The following is a 19,316-nucleotide window of genomic DNA, read 5'->3' on the forward strand; positions in this document are numbered from 1 at the left end:
CGCCCGTAGCGCAGTAGGGCCGAGTTGTTCAGCGCGCTCCTCGACTAGGACTCCGCGGCGTTGCCGACGATCTGGCGCAGGTGGGCGAACAGCTCGCCCCGGCTGCCGGAGCCGAGCCGCTGGCGCATCCGGGCCACGTGGTGCTCCACGGTCTTCGCCGAGATGAAGAGCTGCTCGCCGATCTCCTTGTAGGTCAGCCCCTCGAGCACCAGCGCCGCGACCTCGCGTTCGCGCCCGCTCAGCGGGCCCTCCTCGCCCGTGGCCGGAGGAAGGTCCGGGTCCGGGACCGCAGGGGGCTGTCCACCGCTCTGGCGCGCCGCCGGCACGGTGACCGGGATACCCGTGGGCCCGGTGTCGCTGTCGACATCGGCGGGCCCGGCAGCGTCCGGCTCCGCGCCTGCTCGGCCGGACCCGCTGCTCTGCAGCGCGCGGGCGCACCCGAGCAGGGTGCTCATCGCCTTGCGGTCGCGGGTGCGGATGGCGGCCTGGCCCGCCAGCTTCCCGCCTTCCCAGGCCATTCCCACGGAGTGCAGACCCCGCGCCGCCGCCTCGACGGCCGGCGCGTCCACCTCCGAGTCCAGCAGCCGCACCCAGTGGGGCGCGGCCGTGGCCATCGCCGCGGTGTACCGGCTGGCACCCGCCGCCGCCTCCAGCGCCACCGCGTGCCGCTGCGCGGCCTCGCGGCTCTCGGAGAGGATCGCGGCCTGCAACGCCGACCAGTGCAGGGGCGCGGCCCACAGGGCCGGGTCGCCCAGGCTGGCGAGCAGCTCTGCGGCCTCGTCGAGGTGCGGGCGAACCCAGCTCGGCTCCCGCAGCCGGGTGGCCGCGATCGACAGCTCGCCGAGCTGCTGCAGCACGAACAGGTCCACCGGGTGGCGCACGATCGCCTCGCGGGCACGGCCCCACGCGGGCATCAGCGACGCGAGGTCACCGGTGCGGCGGGCCAGCGCCACCTCGAGTGCGGCGGCGAGGAACTCGTCGCGGGGCTCGAGCTGCGTGCCAGGGGGTGACACCGAGACGAGCGCCGCGCGGGCCGTCGTGGTGGCCCCGCGGAAGAGTGCGATCCAGCCGAGCAGCAGGCGGTGGCGGGTTGCCGCGCTCCGGCCGCCGAGCCCCACGCGGACCGCGCGCTCCAGCACCGACTGGGCGACGTCGAGCTCCCCGCAGTGCACCGCGACGAGCGCGGCGAGCGCGGCGGGGGTGTCCGGCAGCAGCGCCGCGCGGTTCGAGGACTCCAGCAGCGACGCCGCGCGGGTCAGCTCCGACAACGCTGCCGTCGGGGAGCCGGCGACCGAGTCGTACACACCCCTGGCCATCAGCTCCTCGGCGCCTGCGAGCAGCGTCGGCGGACGGGACGGGGCACCGGACGCCTGGACAGGCCCACGGAGCACCTCGCGCGCCTCGTCGAGCGCGCCCGTGCCGATCAGCGCGGGTACCGCCAGCACCGCGGCGCTGCCCATCGACGCCGTGCCCATCCACCGGTACAGCTCCGCACTGCGCGCCAGCATGCCCCGGCGGGCGAGTACGGCCGCTGCCACCGTGCCGGCCCGGACGGTGTGGTCGGGTGGCACCTGTCCGGGGTCGGACAGCACCTGGTCGGCCTGGGAGAGGGCCTGGTCGAGGTCGCCTGCCAGCACGGCGGCCTCCGCCCGGCGCGCGGCCAGGTCCAGGGCGGGCGATCCGGCGCGCACGGCGGCATCGAAGAACTCGCCCGCCACCGGGGAGGCCGTCCGCAGCGCCTCCTCCGCCGCCGCGATGAACACGGCGGCCACCCGCGCTCCGCTGGCTCCCGTGCCGAGCAGGCCCCGCGCGGCGACGAGGAGATTGCCCCCGCGGTTCAGCTCGATCTCGGCGAGCGCGCGGCGCATCTCCACGTGCGACGCCTGCGGGGTGTGCGCGAGCACCGCCGCGGAGACCAGCGGAATCGGCAGCCCGTCGGCCGTCAGGAGGCCGGCCGCGCGCGCGGCCTCCACCAGCTCGTCCAGCCGTGCGGCACCGTCGCCGTCCGACATGGCGAGCAGGGGCACCAGTACCTCGGCCTCCAACGGCGCGCCGAGCGCGCGGGCGAGCAGCAGCCCGCGCACCCCGGGGCCCAGTGCCTGCACCACGTAGCCGAGCTGCGCGAGCAGTCCCGCCGGCGGGCGGCCGGGCAGGCCGACCCGGCTGCGGTCCGGCCCCGCCTGCTCGATGAACGCGGTCAGCAACCGGTCGACCAGCGCCGGAACCCCTCCGGTCTGGGCGAGCACCCGGTCGACCAGCTCGGCGGGCGGGTGCTCGAGCGCTCCGGTCCGGGCGCCCAGCAGCAGGCCGGCACGCGCGGCGACCCCGGTGCGGTCGAGCGCGTCGAGCACCACCGGCGGCCTGGCCGACGCCAGCGCCGCGCCGAGGGCAGCGGTGCCGGTCGGGCGGGGCCACGGCCGGTGGGCCACCACGAGATGGCCGTCCGGGCCTGCGGCCAGCTGCGCGAGCCGCTGCAGCTCGACCGGTGCCAGCAGATGCACGTCGTCGATCAGCAGCGCGACACCCGGTCCGAGCGGCTCTCCCGCTCCCGGGACGTCGCGCCGGACGGAGATGCCCTGCTCGCGGAAAGCGCCGGACATCGCGTCGAGGAGCACGGTCTTGCCGTGGCCCCCGGGGCCGATGATGTCGACCCTGCGTACCCCGGTGGTGCCCGCCGCGGCCTCCCGGACGAGGCGCCGCGCGACCGGCGATCCGGCCACCGATGCTTCCGCTGCGACCTCGGAGATCGGCTGCGTTCGCGTGGACACCAACCACAACCCCCGTCATCGGTCGTTCGATGGGCGCAGGCGAGCGTACTCAGAGTGGCGTGCGTCTCTTCGCCGCAGTGCGACGAACAGCCATGATGTCCGCCGTTCGGGGCAACGGGATACTCCGTCCAGTGCCGCGGCCGATGACCGGGGTGCGAACCTTGTGAGTGCAGAACGTGTGCAGATGGTCACAGTCCAGGACTTGCCGCGTGATCACCCCGTGCACTACGAAGTGGTCGTTCTCGGCGTCATCCCCAAATCGGACAGTGACGCTCCCAGACACGGCGGAGGGAAAAGCTCCCGGTGGAACCAAATTCCGATATTCCGGTCGTCATCCTCTGTGGGGGACAAGGGACACGCATCCGAGAAGTCAGCGAGCGGCTGCCCAAGGGCATGGTGGAGATCGGCGGCCGCCCGATCCTGTGGCACATCATGAAGCTCTACAGCCACTTCGGGTACCGCAGGTTCATCCTGTGCCTGGGCTACAAGGGCTGGGAGATCAAGCAGTTCTTCCTCGACTACCGCGCCCACACGTCCGACTTCACGCTCTCGCTCTCGCAGGGCGACCACCAGCCGCAGTTCCGCAACGGGGTGGCGGACGAGAACTGGGAGATCACCTTCGCCGAGACGGGCCTCGCCGCCGGCACCGGCGCACGGTTGCGCCGGATCCGCCACTACATCGACACTCCCCGCTTCATGGTCACCTACGGCGACGGGGTGAGTGCCGTGGACATCCACAAACTCGTGCAGGTGCATGAGGCCGGTGGCCGCATGGGCACCGTCACCGGGGTGCACCCGACATCGAAGTTCGGCGAGATGCAGGTCGACGGCAACGTCGTCGCGGAGTTCAACGAGAAGCCCACGCAGGTCAACGGCTGGGTGAGCGGCGGGTACTTCGTGTTCGAGCGCGCGTTCCTCGACGACTACCTCAACGACGACGAGGGGCTGTTCCTCGAGAGCGAGCCACTCCAGAAGCTGGCCCGCAACCAGGAGCTCACGGTGAACAAGCACGAGGGCTTCTGGGCCGCCATGGACACCTACAAGGACTACGAGTGGCTCAACAGCCACTGGGACACCGGCGATGCCCCCTGGAAGGTCTGGGGGGACGGCACGCGCTGGTGACGTGCGCCGCCGGGCACCCGGCGGCGTCAGCCCGCCAGTGAGGTGGGGGCCGAGAGGAGCCGCCGCCAGTCCTCGGCACCGACGAGGGACTCGGCGGGACGGCCGGGGGCGCCGGACGCGAGCAGTGCGCGCGCCGCGCGTCCCGCCTCACCGTCGGCTCCCGGCCGAACGGGGCGCACCAGCAGCGGCCACGACTCGCCGCCGATCATCCCGTTCACCTCCTCCGTGCGGTGGGCCGTCTGGAAGCGCCGCACGGCGTCGGCGGTCCGGCGGTCGAAGCTGCCGTCGGCCGCGACGTCGGTCATCCCGACCTCACGGAGGAGGTGCTGCGCCGCGAGCACGGCGGGACCGCGGTCGGCCACCCGCAGCAGTGGCCACGACTCCTTCACGGCGATCCGCCGGCTCAGGTGCTGCCCGAGCACTCCGGCGACCTCGGTGCGCAGCTGCGGCAGCCTCCCGTACAGGACGTCGCCGGGACACGCGGTGTCCTTGTAGTCCCGGTGGCCGAAGATCTCGGTCGGGTCGATCCCGTACTGCTGACAGATGTAGGCACACAGGTCACGGAGCCGGTTCCACTGGCCCACAGGCGGGTCGGCCGCCGTGTAGGTGCCCTCGTTCTCGATCCCGACGGCCACGACGTTCTGTCCCGTGCAGTGCGCGCCCTCGACCTGTCGTTTGCCGATCCGCAGCACCTCGAGGGTGCGGTGACGGCCCTCCAGCACGTACCCGCCGCGGCTGATCGTGAAGTGCTGTCCCGAGTCGAGCCAGCCGCGCCGATCCATGTGGAAGTTCTGGATGCCGCGCGCGAGCCGCTCGCCCGCTCCGAGGCTGAGGTCGGCGACGTTCGGCGTCGCGGTGTGGTGCACGAGAATTTTGACCGGACGCTGGTTCCAGACCTGCACGACGTCGCTGTTCGGGCGCGCTCCCCAGCTGTCGCAGTCGATGATGTCCGGCACGGAGGCCCACGCGTTGCTCGTGCCCGCCACCCCGGTGGCGGTGGCGGCCACAGCCAGCCCTCCGAGCAGGAGCCCCCGACGGGACATGCCTTCCCGACCCACCGCCACCCCCGGTCGTTGTCGTACCACTGATCACAACTGCCCCATATGAACCATGCGTCACGCCTGCGGACGGCACAACCGCCGCACCCGAAGGTGTGAGCGCGCGAGCGGTGCCACTCGCGGTCTTGCCTGGGTTACCGACCAGTAATATGGTCGTTGTTACCGCCGAGTAGGTCGTCAGCGTGATGAGGAGTCCAGGGACATGGGCCACTTCAGGAGCAACTTGCGGGACCTCGAGTTCAACCTCTTCGAGGTGTTCCGGGTGCAGGACCGGCTGGGAAGCGCACCCTTCGACGGGGTCGACGCCGACACCGTGCGCGGCGTGCTCAAGGAGCTGAACGCCGTCGCCTCCGGCCCGCTGGCCGAGTCGTTCGCGGACGCCGACCGCAACCCGCCCGTCTTCGACCCGGCCACGCACTCCGTCACGCTGCCGCAGTCGCTCAAGGACGCCTACAAGGTGCTCTGGGACGGCGAGTGGTGGCGCCTCGGCCTGCCCGCGGAGCTCGGCGGCTACGGCATCCCGCCCACCGTGCAGTGGGCCGCAGCGGAGCTCATCCTCGGCTCGAACCCCGCCGCCTTCATGTACATGGCCGGCCCCAACTTCGCGGCGGTGGTGCACCGCAACGGCACCGACGAGCAGAAGCGCTGGGCCGAGCTGATGATCGACCGCGGCTGGGGCGCCACGATGGTGCTCACCGAGCCGGACGCCGGTTCCGACGTGGGCGCCGGCCGCGCCAAGGCGATCCAGCAGGCCGACGGCAGCTGGCACATCGAGGGCGTCAAGCGCTTCATCACCTCGGCCGAGCACGACCTCACCGAGAACATCATGCACCTGGTGCTGGCCCGTCCCGAGGGCCCGGGGATCACCCCCGGGCCCGGCACGAAGGGCCTCTCGCTGTTCCTCGTGCCGAAGTTCCACTTCGACCCCGAGACCGGCGAGCCCGGCGAGCGCAACGGCGCCTTCGTCACGGGCGTCGAGCACAAGATGGGCCTCAAGGCCTCCACGACCTGTGAGCTGACGTTCGGCCAGCACGGTGTTCCCGCCACGGGATGGCTGCTCGGCGAGGTCCACGACGGCATCGCGCAGATGTTCGAGGTGATCGAGTACGCGCGGATGATGGTGGGCACCAAGGCCATCGGCACGCTCTCGGCCGGCTACCTCTCCGCGCTCGGGTACGCGAAGGAGCGCGTGCAGGGCGCCGACCTGCCGCGGATGCTCGACAAGGCCGCACCACGCGTCACGATCACCCACCATCCGGACGTCCGCCGGATCCTCATGCTGCAGAAGGCGTACGCCGAGGGGCTGCGCGCTGTCTACACCTACACGGCCACCTACCAGGACCGCATCCGGATCGGACAGGCCGCCGGCGAGGACGTCTCACTGGAGGAGCGGGTGAACGACCTCCTGCTGCCGATCGTCAAGGGCGTCGGGTCGGAGCGGGCCTCGGAGCAGTTGCTGCTCTCGCTGCAGACCCTGGGCGGGTCCGGCTACCTGCAGGACTATCCCATCGAGCAGTACATCCGCGACGCCAAGATCGACTCGCTGTACGAGGGCACCACGGCGATCCAGTCGCTGGACTTCCTGTTCCGCAAGATCGTGCGGGACAACGGACAGGCACTCGCCCACGTGACCGGCGAGATCCAGGCCTTCCTCGATGCCCCGGACCTCATGGGCACGGCGGGCAACGGACGGCTGAAGGAGGAGCGCGCGCAACTGGGCGTGGCGCTCGGCGACGTCCAGGGGATGCTCGTGAGCCTCACGGGCCACCTCAGGGCATCCGCGGAAGACCCCTCGAGCATCTACAAGGTCGGCCAGCACACCGTGCGGCTGCTGATGGCGGTCGGAGACCTGCTGATCGGGTGGCTGCTGCTGCGCCAGGCCGAGGTCGCGCTCGCCGCGCTCGGCGGGGACGGGCCGGTCGCCGCTGCGGCGACCCGGGACGGAGCCTTCTACGAGGGCAAGGTCGCCGCGGCCCGGTTCTTCGCCAAGACGGTGCTCCCGCATCTCACCGCGCAGCGCGCGGTGGTCGAGACGGCCGACAACTCACTCATGGAAATGTCCGAAGCGGCCTTCTAGTAGCCGTTTCGGCGCGGGAGCGACGTACGCCACTCGGTCATGCCTGGTCTCCTGATCATTTCCGCGACAAACTGTGCCGCGGGTACGACCGCCGGATGCAGAGGACACACCTCGCATCCCGGACGTATGCCGAAAGCTGAGAGGTAACAGGACCAGTAGACCGGTCCCCACCGGCAAAGCCGCAGGTGGGGACCGGTGCTCCTCCTACTGGAGACGTCCGGGAATTCGCCAATCGGGCATTTCCGGACCTCCCGCCTCATTCCACAGGAACTCGCCTCGGAGGTCGAGCATGAAGGTAGCCGTCATCCTCGGAACTACTCGCCCCAACCGCGTCGGAGCGGTTGTCGCCAACTGGGTGATGGAGGTGGCGGGCAAGCGTGACGACGCCGAGTTCACCCTCATCGACCTGGCCGACATCGATCTTCCGCTCCTCGACGAGCCGGTGCCCCCGATCGTCGGCCAGTACGACAAGCCGCACACCAGGGAGTGGTCCGCCCTCATCGACGGCTTCGACGCGTTCGTCTTCCTGACCCCGGAGTACAACCACTCCACCTCCGCGGTGCTCAAGAACGCCATCGACTTCCTGCACCGGGAGTGGAACAACAAGGCAGCGGGATTCGTCAGCTACGGCGCCGCGGGAGGAATCCGCGCGGTCGAGCACCTGCGGCTGGTCCTCGCCGAACTGCAGGTCGCCACCGTGCGGGCGCAGGTCGCTCTCGACTCGTACCGGGACTTCGAGAACTTCTACGACTTCAAGCCGACCGAGAGGCACGTCGCGAGCCTCACCGACGTCTTCGACCAGGTGCTCGCCTGGGGTGGTGCGCTCAAGACCCTGCGGTAGCGGGGCGCGGGCATCAACCGGCGATGTAGCTCTGCAACTGCTCGCGCTCGGACTCCAGCAGGTCGATCCGGGCCTTGACCAGGTCGCCGATGCTGACGATGCCGGCCAGCTCCCCGTCGACCACGACAGGCAGGTGCCGGAACCGGCGGTTGGTCATCACCGCGGCGATGTCGGCCACGCTGTCGCCGGGGGCACAGGTGGTGACCCCCGCGATCATGATGTCCCCGACCCTGGCCTCGAGTAGCTCCGGGCCGGCATCGTGCAGTCTCCGCACGACGTCGCGCTCGGAGACGATCCCCACCAGCCGGCCGCCCTCGACGACGGGCAACGCCCCGACGTTGTGGGTGGCCAGCTCGGAGATCAGATCGGCGACGGTGGCCGTCGGGTCGACCGTCGCCACGCTGCTGCCCTTGCTCCGCAGCACGTCCGCGATTCGCATGTCGATCCTCGATCCCTTCGACAGCAGTGGACCGAGAGTACGAACATCCGGTGTCCCAGGGAAGACCAGATCGTCGAGCGGGCTACTGAGTGCCTCGGTGACTCACGCTCCGCACACGACGATCGGCGACGGGTTGTACCGCACCGTGCGGGTCTCGTGCTTGGTCTCCCCGCTGCTGACGTTGCGCAGCGTGCGGGTGTCGGTGACGGTGAAACCGGGCGCGCCCTGGCTCGGGCTGCACGGCTCCCCCGGCGGGATCGTGACCGTGTTGGGGTTGGTCGGGTTGGTGCGCGGCCCCGGCGTGGACGTCACGTCGTAGACCTTGGTGCCGTAGAGCCGCACGGTGAGCGAGCTCGACGTCCACACCGTCTGGATCAGCACACCGGTCGGGTTGTCGTTGCGGAACTTCAGGTCGATCGAGCCCTCGAAGACCGTGGCCTCACGCCCGGCCGGGTAGCGGCTGATGTAGAAACTGTGCTCCTTGTGCGCCACGTCGACCATGCCGGCGAAGTACGCCGCGTTGTAGAGCGTGGTGGCGACCTGCGAGACGCCGCCGCCCACGCCGCGCGACGGGTGGCCGTCGGAGATGATGCCCGCCTCGACGTAGCCGTTGCTCGCGTTGCGCGGGGCCGTGGCCTGGTTGAGGCTGAACGTCTCGCCGGGCTCCACGATCATCCCGTTGATCTGCTCCGCGGCTCGCTTGATGTTGCGCCCGGAGTCGGCGGCGAACCCGCCGGTGGTGAACTCCCCGACCACCCCGGTGATGCCGAGGTCGTTCAGCTCCTCGGTGGTGAGCTCGGCAGGCTGGTCGGCGTAGACGGCCGTGATCTCCCGCTCCCCGGTGCCGGTGAGCACGCCGAGCAGGGGGGCGAGGCTGGCCTCGTAGTCGACCCCGCGACCGTCCTGCGAGGGGACGACGACGGGCTTGCCGGAGGAGAAGTCGAGCGACGCGTCGCGACCCGGACGCTCGGACGATGCCAGCTGGGGCTTGAGCGCGTCGGTGACGGCGGCCGGGTTGATCTCCGGGATCAGGTCACCGCCCTCGGCGCGGAACGAGAGCGCCGACGCGATGACGTCCGGGCTGACGGTGCCGCTGGCCCCGCCCTCGCCGACCATGGTGACCGGCTCCGCCACAGCAGGCCGGGCGACCTGGTCGATCGCGGCGGCGACATCCTCCGGCGTGGTGGACGGCGGCAGCACGGTGAGCGGCAGTGCCACGGGACGGCCGGTGGCCCACTCGTTCTTGAGCACGCCGCCGGCGGCGGGAACGTCGAGATTCTGGCCCGGCACCGGATCGACCGGGACGGGCGTGGTGCCCTCGAAACGCACGGACCCCTCGGTCGGGGGCTTGTCGACGATCGGGGACAGCTCTTCCAGCGCGACGTCGAGCTTGTCGGCGTCGCTCGTGGTGACGACACCGACCTCGCGTTGGGTGAAGAACGACGTGATCCGGGTGATCGGGTTGAGCGGCTGGGAGCCCGCGGTGGCCAGCGTGGCGTCCCAGTCGACGGCGAGGCCCGCGGCGGCCGGGTCGATCTCGCTGCGCGCCTCTCCGACCGTGACCTGGATCGGCTGCCGGGTGCGCGGTTCGATCTCCGCGCGGAGCCGCTGCTCGGCATCCTCGAGGCCGAGGCCGCCCACCGACACTCCCGCCACGGTGACGCCGCGCGGCACCGAACCGGAGTTGATCAGCAGGTCGCCGACGTAGATCAGTGCCAGCGCACCGACCACACCCGTGAGCAGAAGGATCCGGCGCTTGCGCTTATGAGGACGCGCGCCGGAGTCCGAGCCGTCCGCACCGTTGTCGCGCGGCGGCGGGGGCGGCGGGGACGTGACCGAGGTGGTGTTGATCGCCGCGGTCGGGGCAGCGGTGGAGCCGAAGCCGGTGGCCCGGGTGATGGGAATGCGTTCGGTGGGCGGGTCGACCGGGCTCGGCGCGGGGGCAGGCGGCGCGGCGGGAGCGCGCGGGATGACCTGGGTGGCCTCGGCGTCGACCGGGTTGAACCAGGCGGTGGCCGGGGTGGGCTGGCGTGTGGCGGGCCGGGCCGGGGCCGCGGCGGATGCGCCTGCGGCACGGACGGCGACGGTCGACGGGTCCCCCTGTACCGGGCCCCGCGCCTGCCGGCCGTTCGCCGGGCCGACGGTCGCGGCCGTGTCACGGGCCGGGGCGCCTGCCGCTCGCGGCTGACCGGCGGCGCCGTTGCCGGGCGCGGCGGAGGTCGGCGTGCCGACGGGCGTGCGAACCGTCGGGCCCTCACCGTCAGTGGCTCCGCCGATTGCGGTGCGGACCGTGGGGCTCTCGTCACCGTCACCCGCATCGGGGGTGGTCTGCGTACGCGGACGCGGACGCGCCGGGGGCGCGCCGGGCGTCTCGGCGGCGCGTTCCGGAGCCGGCTGCTCCGCCGGAGCGGCAGCGGGACGTGCCGCGACACCTGGAGTCCCCTCGGGGACCGCCGTCGCGATCTCCACCGCAGCGGCGGCGTCCAGCACGGGCTCGGCGCCCGTCGGCGCGTCGGCGGTGGGTTCGACGGGGGCGGGTTCGGTCGCATCCGGTGCCGCCGCGACCTGTTCGGCCACCTGCTCGGCCACGGAGTCGGGGCCCTCCGTCCCCTCAGGGGCGTCAGCCGGGCGCCCCTGCGCCGCCGACCCCCGGTCGATGTCGTTTTCCGGCACATCCGTTTCCGGACGGGCCGTCACCTCGCCGGGCGAGGACTGCCGCTCGGGCATGAAGTCCGTTTCCCCTCACAACTCGGACCGGGCCTGAAGCAGACCCGGTTCGTCACAGGTAGAGCCCCGTGCCGTGCTCGGTGCGTTCGGTGGCGACGGCGTGCAACTCACGTTCCCGGAGAACCAGGTACGTGACCCCCTGCACGTCGACCTCGTACTGGTCGTCGCGGGCGAACAGCACCCGATCACCTACCTTGACCGTGCGGACGTTCGCCCCCACACCGAATACTTCCCCCCAAACCAGACGTCTGGCGACCTCTGCGGTTGCTGGAATAACGATGCCGGCGCCGCTTCGGCGCTCACCACTCGTCTCCGGCTTCACCATCACACGGTCGTGCAGCATCTGGATCTCGAGCTTCGGGTCCTGCACCGGCCAGATGGTACGACCTTCACCAGGCGCCCTTATCGCTGACCTCGTAGCTCGCCCGGGTCGCGGCCCGGGAACGAGAAGACCCCGCGGCGCTGTCAGGTCGGGGGTCCGACAGCACCACGGGGCTGTACTGGCAATCGAACGAAAGTCGCAGTGCGTTACTTCCTCTCACAAGAACCGCCGCGTTCACCCGATCGGGCTAACGGCTTCACCCCTGGGTGAGGAGGTAACGCCCGAAGTGGGGCACCGTGAACGCGATCTGACCGCGCTGCGCGGAGAACACCAGCCCCTTCTTGAGCAGGCTGTCCCGAGCGGGTGAGAGCGACGAGGCCCGGCGGGCGAGGTGGTCGGCGATCCCGGCGGTCCCCACGGGCTCGTCGCGGCCCTCGGTCAGCTCCGCCATGGCGCGCAGGTACTCCCGTTCGGCCGGGGTGGCCCGCTCGTAGCGGGAGCCGAAGAACCCGACAGCGAGCTCGGCCTCGGCCTCCGGGGCCGCCAGCTTGACGTCGGCCGCGCTGATCGGGCTGCGCGGTGCCGCGTCCCACGCGGCCTTCCCGTACGCCTGCACGAAGTAGGGGTAGCCGCTCGAGGCCTCGAAGAGGGCGTCGAGGGCGTCGTGATCGAAGGAGGCGTCCTCCCGCTCGGCGGGCGCGAGCAACGCGAAGTCGGCGTCCGGGCGATCGAGCTGGCCGATCCGGACGTACTTGAACAGGCGCTCGGAGTAGGACTTGGACGCCGAGAGCACGGCTGGCAGGTGCGGCAGCCCGGCGCCGACCACCACGAGCGGCGCCCGCGACTGGGAGAGCTCGTGGCAGGCCGCGCACAGCGCCGAGATGTCGTCCGGACGCAGGTCCTGCATCTCGTCGATGAGGATCGCGACGCCGGTGCCGACGTCCGCCGCCAGCTCGGCCACCTCGGTGAACAGCTCGACGAGGTCGATCTCGATGTCCCCGGAGTCGGCGCGCCCCGCCTTCACGGGCACGTCGATGCCGGGTTGCCAGCGGTCGCGGAGCTTCGCCCCGTCCGGAGCGGAGCGCAGGGCGAACGCCTTGAGGATGCCCAGCACCTCGTCCACCCGGTCGGGAGCGCGGTGCCGCACGGCGAGGTCGCGGATCGCCCGGTGCAGGGCGGCCGACAGCGGCCTGCGCAGGTCGGCCTCCGGGCGGGCCTCGATCTTGCCTGCGCCCCATCCGGCACGGATGGCCATCGAGCGGAGCTCACCGAGCAGCACCGTCTTCCCGACGCCGCGCAGGCCGGTGAGCACCAGGCTGCGCTCCGGGCGCCCCCGGGAGACCCGTTCGAGCACGATCTCGAAAGCGTCGACCTCCCTGTCGCGGCCGGCGAGCTCGGGAGGGCGCTGGCCGGCGCCGGGGGCGAACGGGTTGCGCACGGGGTCCACGCATCGGACGGTATCGGCGATTCTTGCCTGCACCGTAGAGGCGGCTAGGAACCGCGATGGCGTGTCGCGGATCGGGTCGTATCCAGCTTTCTCGTGAAAATCTGAGAATCAGATAGAGAGCCCGATCAAGCCCGCCGGGTCGCGGCGTCGGCCAGGCAGAACAAGCCGAATGCGGCGAAGCCGACGGCCACCACCACCAGCAACGACGACCCGAGGGCCGTGGCGCTCAGGGTGCGCAGCGCGGCGTCGAGCCCACCCGCCCGTGCCGGGTCGGCGAACAGGGCGGCGCTGCCGGCGAGCACCCCGACGACGCCCAGCGCGAGCGCACGCGCCAGGTGCCCGGCCGCCCCGACGAGCTCGATCACTCGGCGGGCGAGAGGACCGAGGTGGCGCACCTCCAGATCACCCATGAACGTGCGCCGGACCCCCGTGTAGATCATGGCGCCCGCGATCACCAGGATCGTGCCGGCGCCGAGCCCGAGCAGCAGCCGCCCGGCCGGGAGCGCGAGAACGCCGGCCGCCAGCGTCTGCGCGGTGGTGCCGGAGGAGCCCACGTCGAGCAGGTAGTCGACGATGAGCACGGCGAGCGACGACATGGCGATCGCCTTGGCGACCGCCCCCACCCGCTTGCGGACGCGCTCGTTCCCGTCCACCCATCTGAACCCCACCGCGGCCGCCGTGACCTGCCATACCGCGAACGCGACGAGCCCCACGGCGGCCACCCAGAGCGCGAGCGAACCGCCCGGGGTGCGGGCGATCGTCCCGACAGCCCCTTCCGCATCGGCCGGGACGTCCGGCACCCCGAACGCGATCTGCAGCGCGAGCCACGCCACGAGCAGGTGCACCACCCCGTACCCGACCAACCCGACCCGGCCGAAGGCGTCCACGAGCCGGCCGGGCGCGTCGGACCGTCCTTCGTGAACCAGAGTGCGGAGGCGTGCGCCGGGATCAGACATGGGATCTCAGTATCCCGGCGGTGTTGATCGCACACTCTCAGGCATTCTCGTTCAGTTGCTAGACGATCGGATACGACCCGATCTGGTTTCCTGGCGGGCGTGACCGAGACTCCGATCGACCCGCACTCCCCGGAGATCGTGACCGAGGGGACCGGCCATCACGAGCAGCTGGGCGACCGGGCCGAGCTGGACGTGAGCTTCACCGGGTTCGCGGAGAACCGGGCCGACGCGGTCCGCGAGCTCGGGCGCCGGGTCGCCGCCGCCGGACCGGCTCTGGAGCTGCCGGGACTCGTCGTCCGCAACCGGCAGTTCTGGGTGCACAACGAATGGCAGGGAGACCGGGTGGTGGGCTGCCGGGCGGGGGAGGACATCGCGCTCACGCTGACCGACACCGCCGCGCTGGAGGAGGTGCTCTCGGCACTCGTCGGCGCCGAGCCGACCGGTCTGCACGGCCCGCGCTGGGCGCTGGCGGATCCCGCGGCCGCTCAGCGCGAGGCCCAGCGCCGCGCGGTCGAGGACGCCCGGCAGCGCGCCGAGGGCTACGCCACGGCTCTGAACGGTCGGCTCGGTGCGTTGCGCAGGCTGTCCGATGCGCCCTCGCACGGCGGCCACGTCGCGCTGGCGGCCCGGGCCTCGGGCGGTCCGGACGTCCGCGAGCTCGGCCTGGAACCCGAGCCGGTGCGGGTGACCGCACGATGCGTCGCCAGCTGGACGCTCCTCACCTGACGTGGAACGCGTCACCACTACCGGGTGGCGTTGACGGCCGAACGGGTGGATACCCGACAATGGCGCCGTGGATGTTCCCACGCCGCGTGACGACGACTCCGGCCCATCCCTCCTCCGTGCCACCGATCGTGCACGTCAAGCGCTACGCCGCGCCCAGTTGGTGCTCGGAGCGCTGGCGATCGGCGTCGCCGTGCTGGTCGGCGCGGCGGCGAGCGGGCACCAGGTTGCCACCGCCCCTCCCGGCACCACGCTCGCGCAGGCCGAGCTGCTCGAACCCTCGCCGCTGCCGGAGGCGGCGATGCTGAATCCCACCCTCGCCACCCGGGCCCGGTGGACGACGCCCGGCGGCCTGCTCCGCACCGGCTCGCTCCGCGTTGACGCCGGGTTGCCGCAGGGCGCGATGATCACCGTGGCGGTCAACGCCGCCGGCGAGGTGGTCGACGCACGCACCCGGCTCGCCGACTCCCGCGTGACCGGACTGACCGCGGGGCTCAGCACGCTGCTCGCCTGCTGGGCGATGCTCGCTCTCTGCGCCGTCCTGTGCCGCGCCCGGCTCGACGCCCTGGACGCCCGGCAGTGGGCCGACGACTGGGAGCGCGTCGAGCCGGAGTGGACGGGCCGTGCCGGGTAGCGCGGCCTAGGGAGTGGCCCCTAGCGGGGCTCGCCCGGCCCCGGCACGGTCCGGCCTTCGATCACCAGTGGCGCGTCGGCCGGACGGGGCTCCTCGACCACCTCGCCGTCGACGACCGGCCCCCGCTCGCGGATGCGGGCCGTCCGTAGCCCCGGCGCCCGCCGCTCAGCCGCACGGATGAGCCTCCCGCGCACCAGCGACCGCGTGGGCGGCAGCAGGAGCAGCAGGCCGGCCACGTCGGTGACCAGGCCCGGAACGAACAGCAGCACCCCTCCCGCGGCGACCAGCATGCCGTCGGTCACCTCCGCGGTGGGCACCCGACGATTGGTGACGGCGTCGCCGATCGCCTGCGCGGCGCGCAGCCCCTCCCTGCGGGCGAGCCACAGGCCGAGGATCGATCCGGCCAGCAGGACGAGGAGCGTCCAGCCCAACCCGATCACGGATCCGAGCGCGACCAGCGCGACGATCTCGACGACGAGGTACAGAAGGACGAACGCCATACACCAGTAACGCACGAGACGGCCTCTGTGCTCCCGAACTCGTGGTCACGGATCGGTCACCCGGCGGCGGAGCACGTCCCCGCCGCCGGGCAGGTGCCTCACCAGGTGAGAGCGAGCCCCGGATCGGTGAGCAGCGCACCGATATCGGCGAGGAACCGGGAGCCCTGCTCGCCGTCGACCAGCCGGTGGTCGAACGACAGCGCGAGCTGGCACACCGTGCGGACCGCCAGCTCACCGTCCACCACCCACGGCGAGGGCTTGATGGCACCGACGGCGAGGATCGCCGCCTCCCCCGGGTTGAGGATCGGCGTGCCGGTGTCGACGCCGAAGACGCCGACGTTCGTGATCGTGATGGTGCCGCCCACGAGGTCGGCGGGTGGTGTCCGGCCCGACCGCGCCGTGGCGGTGAGCTCGCCCAGTGCCGCGGCCAGCTCCCGCAGGGTGAGCGTGTCGGCGTCCCGGACCTTCGGGACGATCAGCCCCCGTGGCGTGGCCGCCGCGATCCCCAACTGCACGCGGTCGTAGTAGACGATCTCGCCTGCGGCCTCGTCCCAGGACGCGTTGACCTCCGGGGTACGCCTCGCCGCGAGGCACACCGCCTTGGCGACGAACGCCAACGGGGTCAGCTTGACCTCGGTGTACTCCCGCGTGCTGCGGAGCCTGTCGCGCAGGGCCATCGTCTCGGTGACGTCGACGGCGAGGAACTCCGTGACGTGCGGAGCGGTGAAGGCGCTGCTCACCATGGCCGCCGCCGTGGCCCGGCGGACCCCGCGGATCGGCTCGCGCCGCACCCCGCCCACCGAGGGCGCCGCCGGACGGGCGGACCCGACGGGCGCGGACCCGACGGGCAGGGCCGCGGCCGCCTCCACGTCCTCCCGCGTGATCACGCCGCCCGCCCCGGAGCCGGTGAGCGACCGCAGGTCGATCCCGAGGTCCTTGGCGAGTTTGCGCACCGGTGGCTTGGCGAGCGGCACCGGGCCCGCTGCCGGGCTCTCGGCCGCAACGACCGTGCCGCGGTCCGGAGGGTCCGGCAGCACGTGGCGTCCGTTCGGCACAGCCGCCGCGGGCGGGGCGGCAGGCGAGCGGCGGGCGCGGCGCTGCACCGAACCCGGCCGGGGCCCGTAACCGACCAGGGTGGCGATGCGGCCGTCCTTGCCGGCCTCCCCGATCTTGGCGCCGGCCTCGTCGGCAGGCGCCGCCGCCTGCGCAGGGGCCGCCTCCGCGGTCTCGATCGCGATGATCGGGGCTCCGACGGGCACCGTGCGGCCCGGCTCGACCAGCAGCTCCCCGACCGTTCCCGCGTAGGGCGACGGCAGCTCGACCGCCGCCTTGGCCGTCTCGATCTCGACGATCACCTGGTTGACGGTGACGGTGTCACCGGGAGCGACGTGCCAGGTGACGACCTCGGCCTCCGTCAGCCCCTCGCCGACATCCGGCATGGCGAACTCGCGACGCATCCCCGTCACCAGGCCAGCGAACGGTCGACGGCGTCCAGCACCCGATCCAGATCGGGCAGGTAGTCCTCTTCGCACTTCGACGGCGGATATGGCGTGTCGAAGCCCGTGACCCGGATGACCGGGGCCTCCAGGGAGTGGAAGCACTGCTCCTGCACCCTGGCGGCCACCTCGGCGGCCACCGAGGCCTCCGAGGGAGCCTCGGAGACGACGACCAGGCGGCCGGTTCGGCGCACCGACTCGACGACGGGCCCGAGATCCAGCGGGGACAGGGCCCGCAGGTCGATCACCTCGATGTCGTGGCCGTCGGCCTCGGCGGCCGTGGCCGCTTCGAGGCACGTCCGCAGCACCGGGCCGTAGCCCGCGAGCGTCAGGGTCGAACCCGCGCGGGCGACGCGCGAGGCGAACAGCGGCACCGGGGTGGCGTGCAGATCGACCTCGGCCTTCTCCCAGTAGCGCCGCTTCGGCTCGAAGAAGATGACCGGGTCGTCGCAGTCGATGGCCTGCTGGATCATCCAGTAGGCATCGGCCGGGTTGGAGCACGCCACGACCTTCAGCCCGGCCACGTGGGCGAACAGCGACTCCGGAGACTCGCTGTGGTGCTCGACCGCGCCGATCCCGCCGCCGAACGGGATGCGCACGACCACCGGCATCCGCACCTTGCCCTGCGAGCGGAAGTGCAGCTTCGCGAGCTGGGAGACGATCTGGTCGAACCCGGGGAACACGAACCCGTCGAACTGGATCTCACACACCGGGCGGAAGCCCCGGATCGCGAGGCCGACGGCGGTGCCGATGATCCCGGACTCCGCGAGCGGGGTGTCGAGCACCCGCTGCTCACCGAAGTCCTTCTGCAGGCCGTCGGTGACCCGGAAGACCCCGCCCAGCTTGCCGACGTCCTCGCCCATGACGAGCACCTTCGGGTCGCGCTCCATCGCCGCGCGCAGACCGTCGTTGAGCGCCTTGGCCATCGTGAGAACGGTCATCTCAGACCCCCTCCCCGCCGGAGCCCGCGAGCGATCCCGCCGGCTCGAACGACTCGTGGTAGGCGAGGTACTCCGCACGCTGGGCGTCGATCGTGGGCGAGCCCTCCGCGTAGACGTTGGCGAACATCCGGTCCGGTGCGGGCGGGGGCATCTGCAGGCAGTGCTCGCGGAACCGGGCGGCCAGCGCGTCGGACTCGGCCTGCACGTCCGCGAAGAACTCCTGCCCGACGGCGTGCTCGCGCACCAGGTTGACCCGCACCCGCTCGATCGGGTCCTTCAGCTTCCACAGCTCGAGCTCGTCGGCCAGCCGGTAACGCGACGGGTCGTCGGAGGTGGTGTGTGCGTCCATCCGGTAGGTGAAGGCCTCGACGAGCACCGGTCCGTTGCCGGTGCGGCACTCCTCCAGCGCCCAGCGGGTGACGGCGAGACAGGCGAGCACGTCGTTGCCGTCGACGCGGACGCCGGGGAAGCCGTAGCCGGCCGCCCGCTTGTAGAGCGGCACCCTGGACTGACGCTCCGTGGGCTCGGAGATCGCCCACTGGTTGTTCTGGCAGTAGAAGACCACGGGGGCGTCGTACACGGCGGCCCAGACGAAGCCCTCGTGCACGTCGCCCTGACTGGTGGCCCCGTCGCCGAAGAAGCAGACGGTGGCCTCGTTCATCGAGCCGTCGTCGCCCGCACCCACCGCGTTCCCGACCCGGCCCTCGAACCGCTGGCCCATGGCGTAGCCGGTGGCGTTGAGGCACTGGTTGCCGATGACGATCGTGTACAGGTGGAAGCGGGTGGCCAGCGGATCCCAGCCACCGTGGTCGGTGCCGCGGAAGATCCCGAGCAGCTCGGTGGGGTCGATCCCCCTGGTCCAGGCCACCCCGTGCTCCCGATAGGACGGGAACGCCATGTCCTGGGGCTGCATGGCCCGGCCCGCGCCGATCTGAGCCGCCTCCTGCCCGAGCAGGGGCACCCAGATGCCCAGCTGTCCCTGACGCTGCAGCGCGTTGGCCTCGCGGTCGAAGCGGCGCACCAGCACCATGTCGCGGTAGAGGTCCTGCAGACCCGCGCTGTCGACGTCGTCTGCGAAGTGGTCGAAGCGGGGGTCGGACACCCGCTCGCCCTCCGGGGTGAGCAACTGGACGAGGTTCGGATCACCCTCGTCAGTGGCTTTCAGTGCGGCGAGGACGTGCTCGCGGCTGGGGCGCTGGTCGGGCACCGCCGGAACGGATGGGGCCCAGTCGTGTGGATCGGACACGGATGCCTCCTCATGCTCG

General features: G+C 72.0%; 16 protein-coding genes. 5 read left to right on the top strand and 11 right to left on the bottom strand.

Features of this window, described 5'->3' with window-relative positions:
- Positions 1–44: 44 nt before the first annotated feature.
- Complete coding sequence (locus AC5L35_RS08165) at positions 45–2,768, bottom strand: helix-turn-helix transcriptional regulator (protein ID WP_495058944.1); 2,724 nt, start codon at positions 2,766–2,768, stop codon at positions 45–47.
- A 303-nt stretch (positions 2,769–3,071) separates the two neighbouring features.
- Here AC5L35_RS08165 and AC5L35_RS08170 point away from each other — a divergent pair, with 303 nt between their 5' ends.
- Positions 3,072–3,890, top strand: coding sequence for a glucose-1-phosphate cytidylyltransferase (locus AC5L35_RS08170; RefSeq protein WP_495058945.1), 819 nt, complete (start codon positions 3,072–3,074; stop codon positions 3,888–3,890).
- Between the two features lie 26 nt (positions 3,891–3,916).
- Here AC5L35_RS08170 and AC5L35_RS08175 read toward each other — a convergent pair whose 3' ends face one another.
- A complete protein-coding gene (locus AC5L35_RS08175; RefSeq protein ID WP_495058946.1) occupies positions 3,917–4,933 on the bottom strand; it encodes a peptidoglycan recognition protein family protein in 1,017 nt (338 codons plus the stop codon).
- A 217-nt stretch (positions 4,934–5,150) separates the two neighbouring features.
- Between AC5L35_RS08175 and AC5L35_RS08180 the strand changes: the two genes are divergently transcribed.
- Both AC5L35_RS08180 and AC5L35_RS08185 read left to right on the top strand, forming a co-directional pair.
- Positions 5,151–7,025: an acyl-CoA dehydrogenase gene (locus AC5L35_RS08180; protein ID WP_495058947.1), complete on the top strand. Its 1,875-nt coding sequence runs from the start codon at positions 5,151–5,153 to the stop codon at positions 7,023–7,025.
- A 289-nt stretch (positions 7,026–7,314) separates the two neighbouring features.
- Positions 7,315–7,866 carry an NADPH-dependent FMN reductase gene (locus tag AC5L35_RS08185; RefSeq protein WP_495058948.1) on the top strand — a complete coding sequence of 184 codons (552 nt, stop codon included), beginning with the start codon at positions 7,315–7,317 and terminating at the stop codon, positions 7,864–7,866.
- Between the two features lie 13 nt (positions 7,867–7,879).
- Here the strand turns inward: AC5L35_RS08185 and AC5L35_RS08190 are convergent, their stop codons facing one another.
- The 5 genes from AC5L35_RS08190 to AC5L35_RS08210 form a co-directional block, all read right to left on the bottom strand.
- Positions 7,880–8,305: a CBS domain-containing protein gene (locus AC5L35_RS08190; protein ID WP_495058949.1), complete on the bottom strand. Its 426-nt coding sequence runs from the start codon at positions 8,303–8,305 to the stop codon at positions 7,880–7,882.
- Positions 8,306–8,407: 102 nt separating this feature from the next.
- Positions 8,408–11,032 carry a VanW family protein gene (locus AC5L35_RS08195; protein ID WP_495058950.1) on the bottom strand — a complete coding sequence of 875 codons (2,625 nt, stop codon included), beginning with the start codon at positions 11,030–11,032 and terminating at the stop codon, positions 8,408–8,410.
- A 52-nt stretch (positions 11,033–11,084) separates the two neighbouring features.
- On the bottom strand, positions 11,085–11,402 hold the full coding sequence (locus tag AC5L35_RS08200) for a GroES family chaperonin (protein ID WP_495058951.1): 318 nt from the start codon (positions 11,400–11,402) through the stop codon (positions 11,085–11,087).
- A 208-nt stretch (positions 11,403–11,610) separates the two neighbouring features.
- Complete coding sequence (locus AC5L35_RS08205; protein WP_495058952.1) at positions 11,611–12,801, bottom strand: DUF8462 domain-containing protein; 1,191 nt, start codon at positions 12,799–12,801, stop codon at positions 11,611–11,613.
- 125 nt (positions 12,802–12,926) lie between these two features.
- The gene (locus AC5L35_RS08210; protein ID WP_495058953.1) at positions 12,927–13,757 is read right to left on the bottom strand and encodes a DUF1206 domain-containing protein; all 831 of its coding nucleotides are present in this window, start codon (positions 13,755–13,757) and stop codon (positions 12,927–12,929) included.
- A 99-nt stretch (positions 13,758–13,856) separates the two neighbouring features.
- Here AC5L35_RS08210 and AC5L35_RS08215 point away from each other — a divergent pair, with 99 nt between their 5' ends.
- Both AC5L35_RS08215 and AC5L35_RS08220 read left to right on the top strand, forming a co-directional pair.
- Positions 13,857–14,483 carry an SIMPL domain-containing protein gene (locus AC5L35_RS08215; RefSeq protein ID WP_495058954.1) on the top strand — a complete coding sequence of 209 codons (627 nt, stop codon included), beginning with the start codon at positions 13,857–13,859 and terminating at the stop codon, positions 14,481–14,483.
- A 67-nt stretch (positions 14,484–14,550) separates the two neighbouring features.
- The gene (locus tag AC5L35_RS08220) at positions 14,551–15,114 is read left to right on the top strand and encodes an Rv1733c family protein (protein WP_495058955.1); all 564 of its coding nucleotides are present in this window, start codon (positions 14,551–14,553) and stop codon (positions 15,112–15,114) included.
- Positions 15,115–15,134: 20 nt separating this feature from the next.
- On the opposite strand, the gene AC5L35_RS08225 is transcribed toward AC5L35_RS08220, so the two are convergent.
- The 4 genes from AC5L35_RS08225 to pdhA all read right to left on the bottom strand — a co-directional run bounded on the left by AC5L35_RS08225 (position 15,135) and on the right by pdhA (position 19,297).
- Positions 15,135–15,614, bottom strand: coding sequence for an FxsA family protein (locus AC5L35_RS08225; RefSeq protein ID WP_495058956.1), 480 nt, complete (start codon positions 15,612–15,614; stop codon positions 15,135–15,137).
- 98 nt (positions 15,615–15,712) lie between these two features.
- On the bottom strand, positions 15,713–17,071 hold the full coding sequence (locus AC5L35_RS08230; RefSeq protein WP_495059256.1) for a dihydrolipoamide acetyltransferase family protein: 1,359 nt from the start codon (positions 17,069–17,071) through the stop codon (positions 15,713–15,715).
- 5 nt (positions 17,072–17,076) lie between these two features.
- On the bottom strand, positions 17,077–18,051 hold the full coding sequence (locus AC5L35_RS08235) for an alpha-ketoacid dehydrogenase subunit beta (protein WP_495058957.1): 975 nt from the start codon (positions 18,049–18,051) through the stop codon (positions 17,077–17,079).
- A gap of 1 nt (position 18,052) precedes the next feature.
- Positions 18,053–19,297, bottom strand: coding sequence for a pyruvate dehydrogenase (acetyl-transferring) E1 component subunit alpha (pdhA, locus tag AC5L35_RS08240; RefSeq protein WP_495058958.1), 1,245 nt, complete (start codon positions 19,295–19,297; stop codon positions 18,053–18,055).
- Between the last annotated feature and the right edge of the window lie 19 nt (positions 19,298–19,316).

It is taken from the genome of Pseudonocardia sp. OZ21 (assembly GCF_059359135.1).

Excerpts from the sequence above, each read along its gene's own strand:
- AC5L35_RS08235 (WP_495058957.1), bottom strand. The coding sequence starts at position 18,051 with ATGACCGTTCTCACGATGGCCAAGGCGCTCAACGACGGTCTGCGCGCG.
- AC5L35_RS08180 (WP_495058947.1), top strand. The coding sequence starts at position 5,151 with ATGGGCCACTTCAGGAGCAACTTGCGGGACCTCGAGTTCAACCTCTTC.
- AC5L35_RS08195 (WP_495058950.1), bottom strand. The coding sequence starts at position 11,032 with ATGCCCGAGCGGCAGTCCTCGCCCGGCGAGGTGACGGCCCGTCCGGAA.
- AC5L35_RS08185 (WP_495058948.1), top strand. The coding sequence starts at position 7,315 with ATGAAGGTAGCCGTCATCCTCGGAACTACTCGCCCCAACCGCGTCGGA.
- AC5L35_RS08230 (WP_495059256.1), bottom strand. The coding sequence starts at position 17,071 with ATGCGTCGCGAGTTCGCCATGCCGGATGTCGGCGAGGGGCTGACGGAG.
- AC5L35_RS08190 (WP_495058949.1), bottom strand. The coding sequence starts at position 8,305 with ATGCGAATCGCGGACGTGCTGCGGAGCAAGGGCAGCAGCGTGGCGACG.
- AC5L35_RS08210 (WP_495058953.1), bottom strand. The coding sequence starts at position 13,757 with ATGTCTGATCCCGGCGCACGCCTCCGCACTCTGGTTCACGAAGGACGG.
- AC5L35_RS08225 (WP_495058956.1), bottom strand. The coding sequence starts at position 15,614 with ATGGCGTTCGTCCTTCTGTACCTCGTCGTCGAGATCGTCGCGCTGGTC.
- AC5L35_RS08175 (WP_495058946.1), bottom strand. The coding sequence starts at position 4,933 with ATGTCCCGTCGGGGGCTCCTGCTCGGAGGGCTGGCTGTGGCCGCCACC.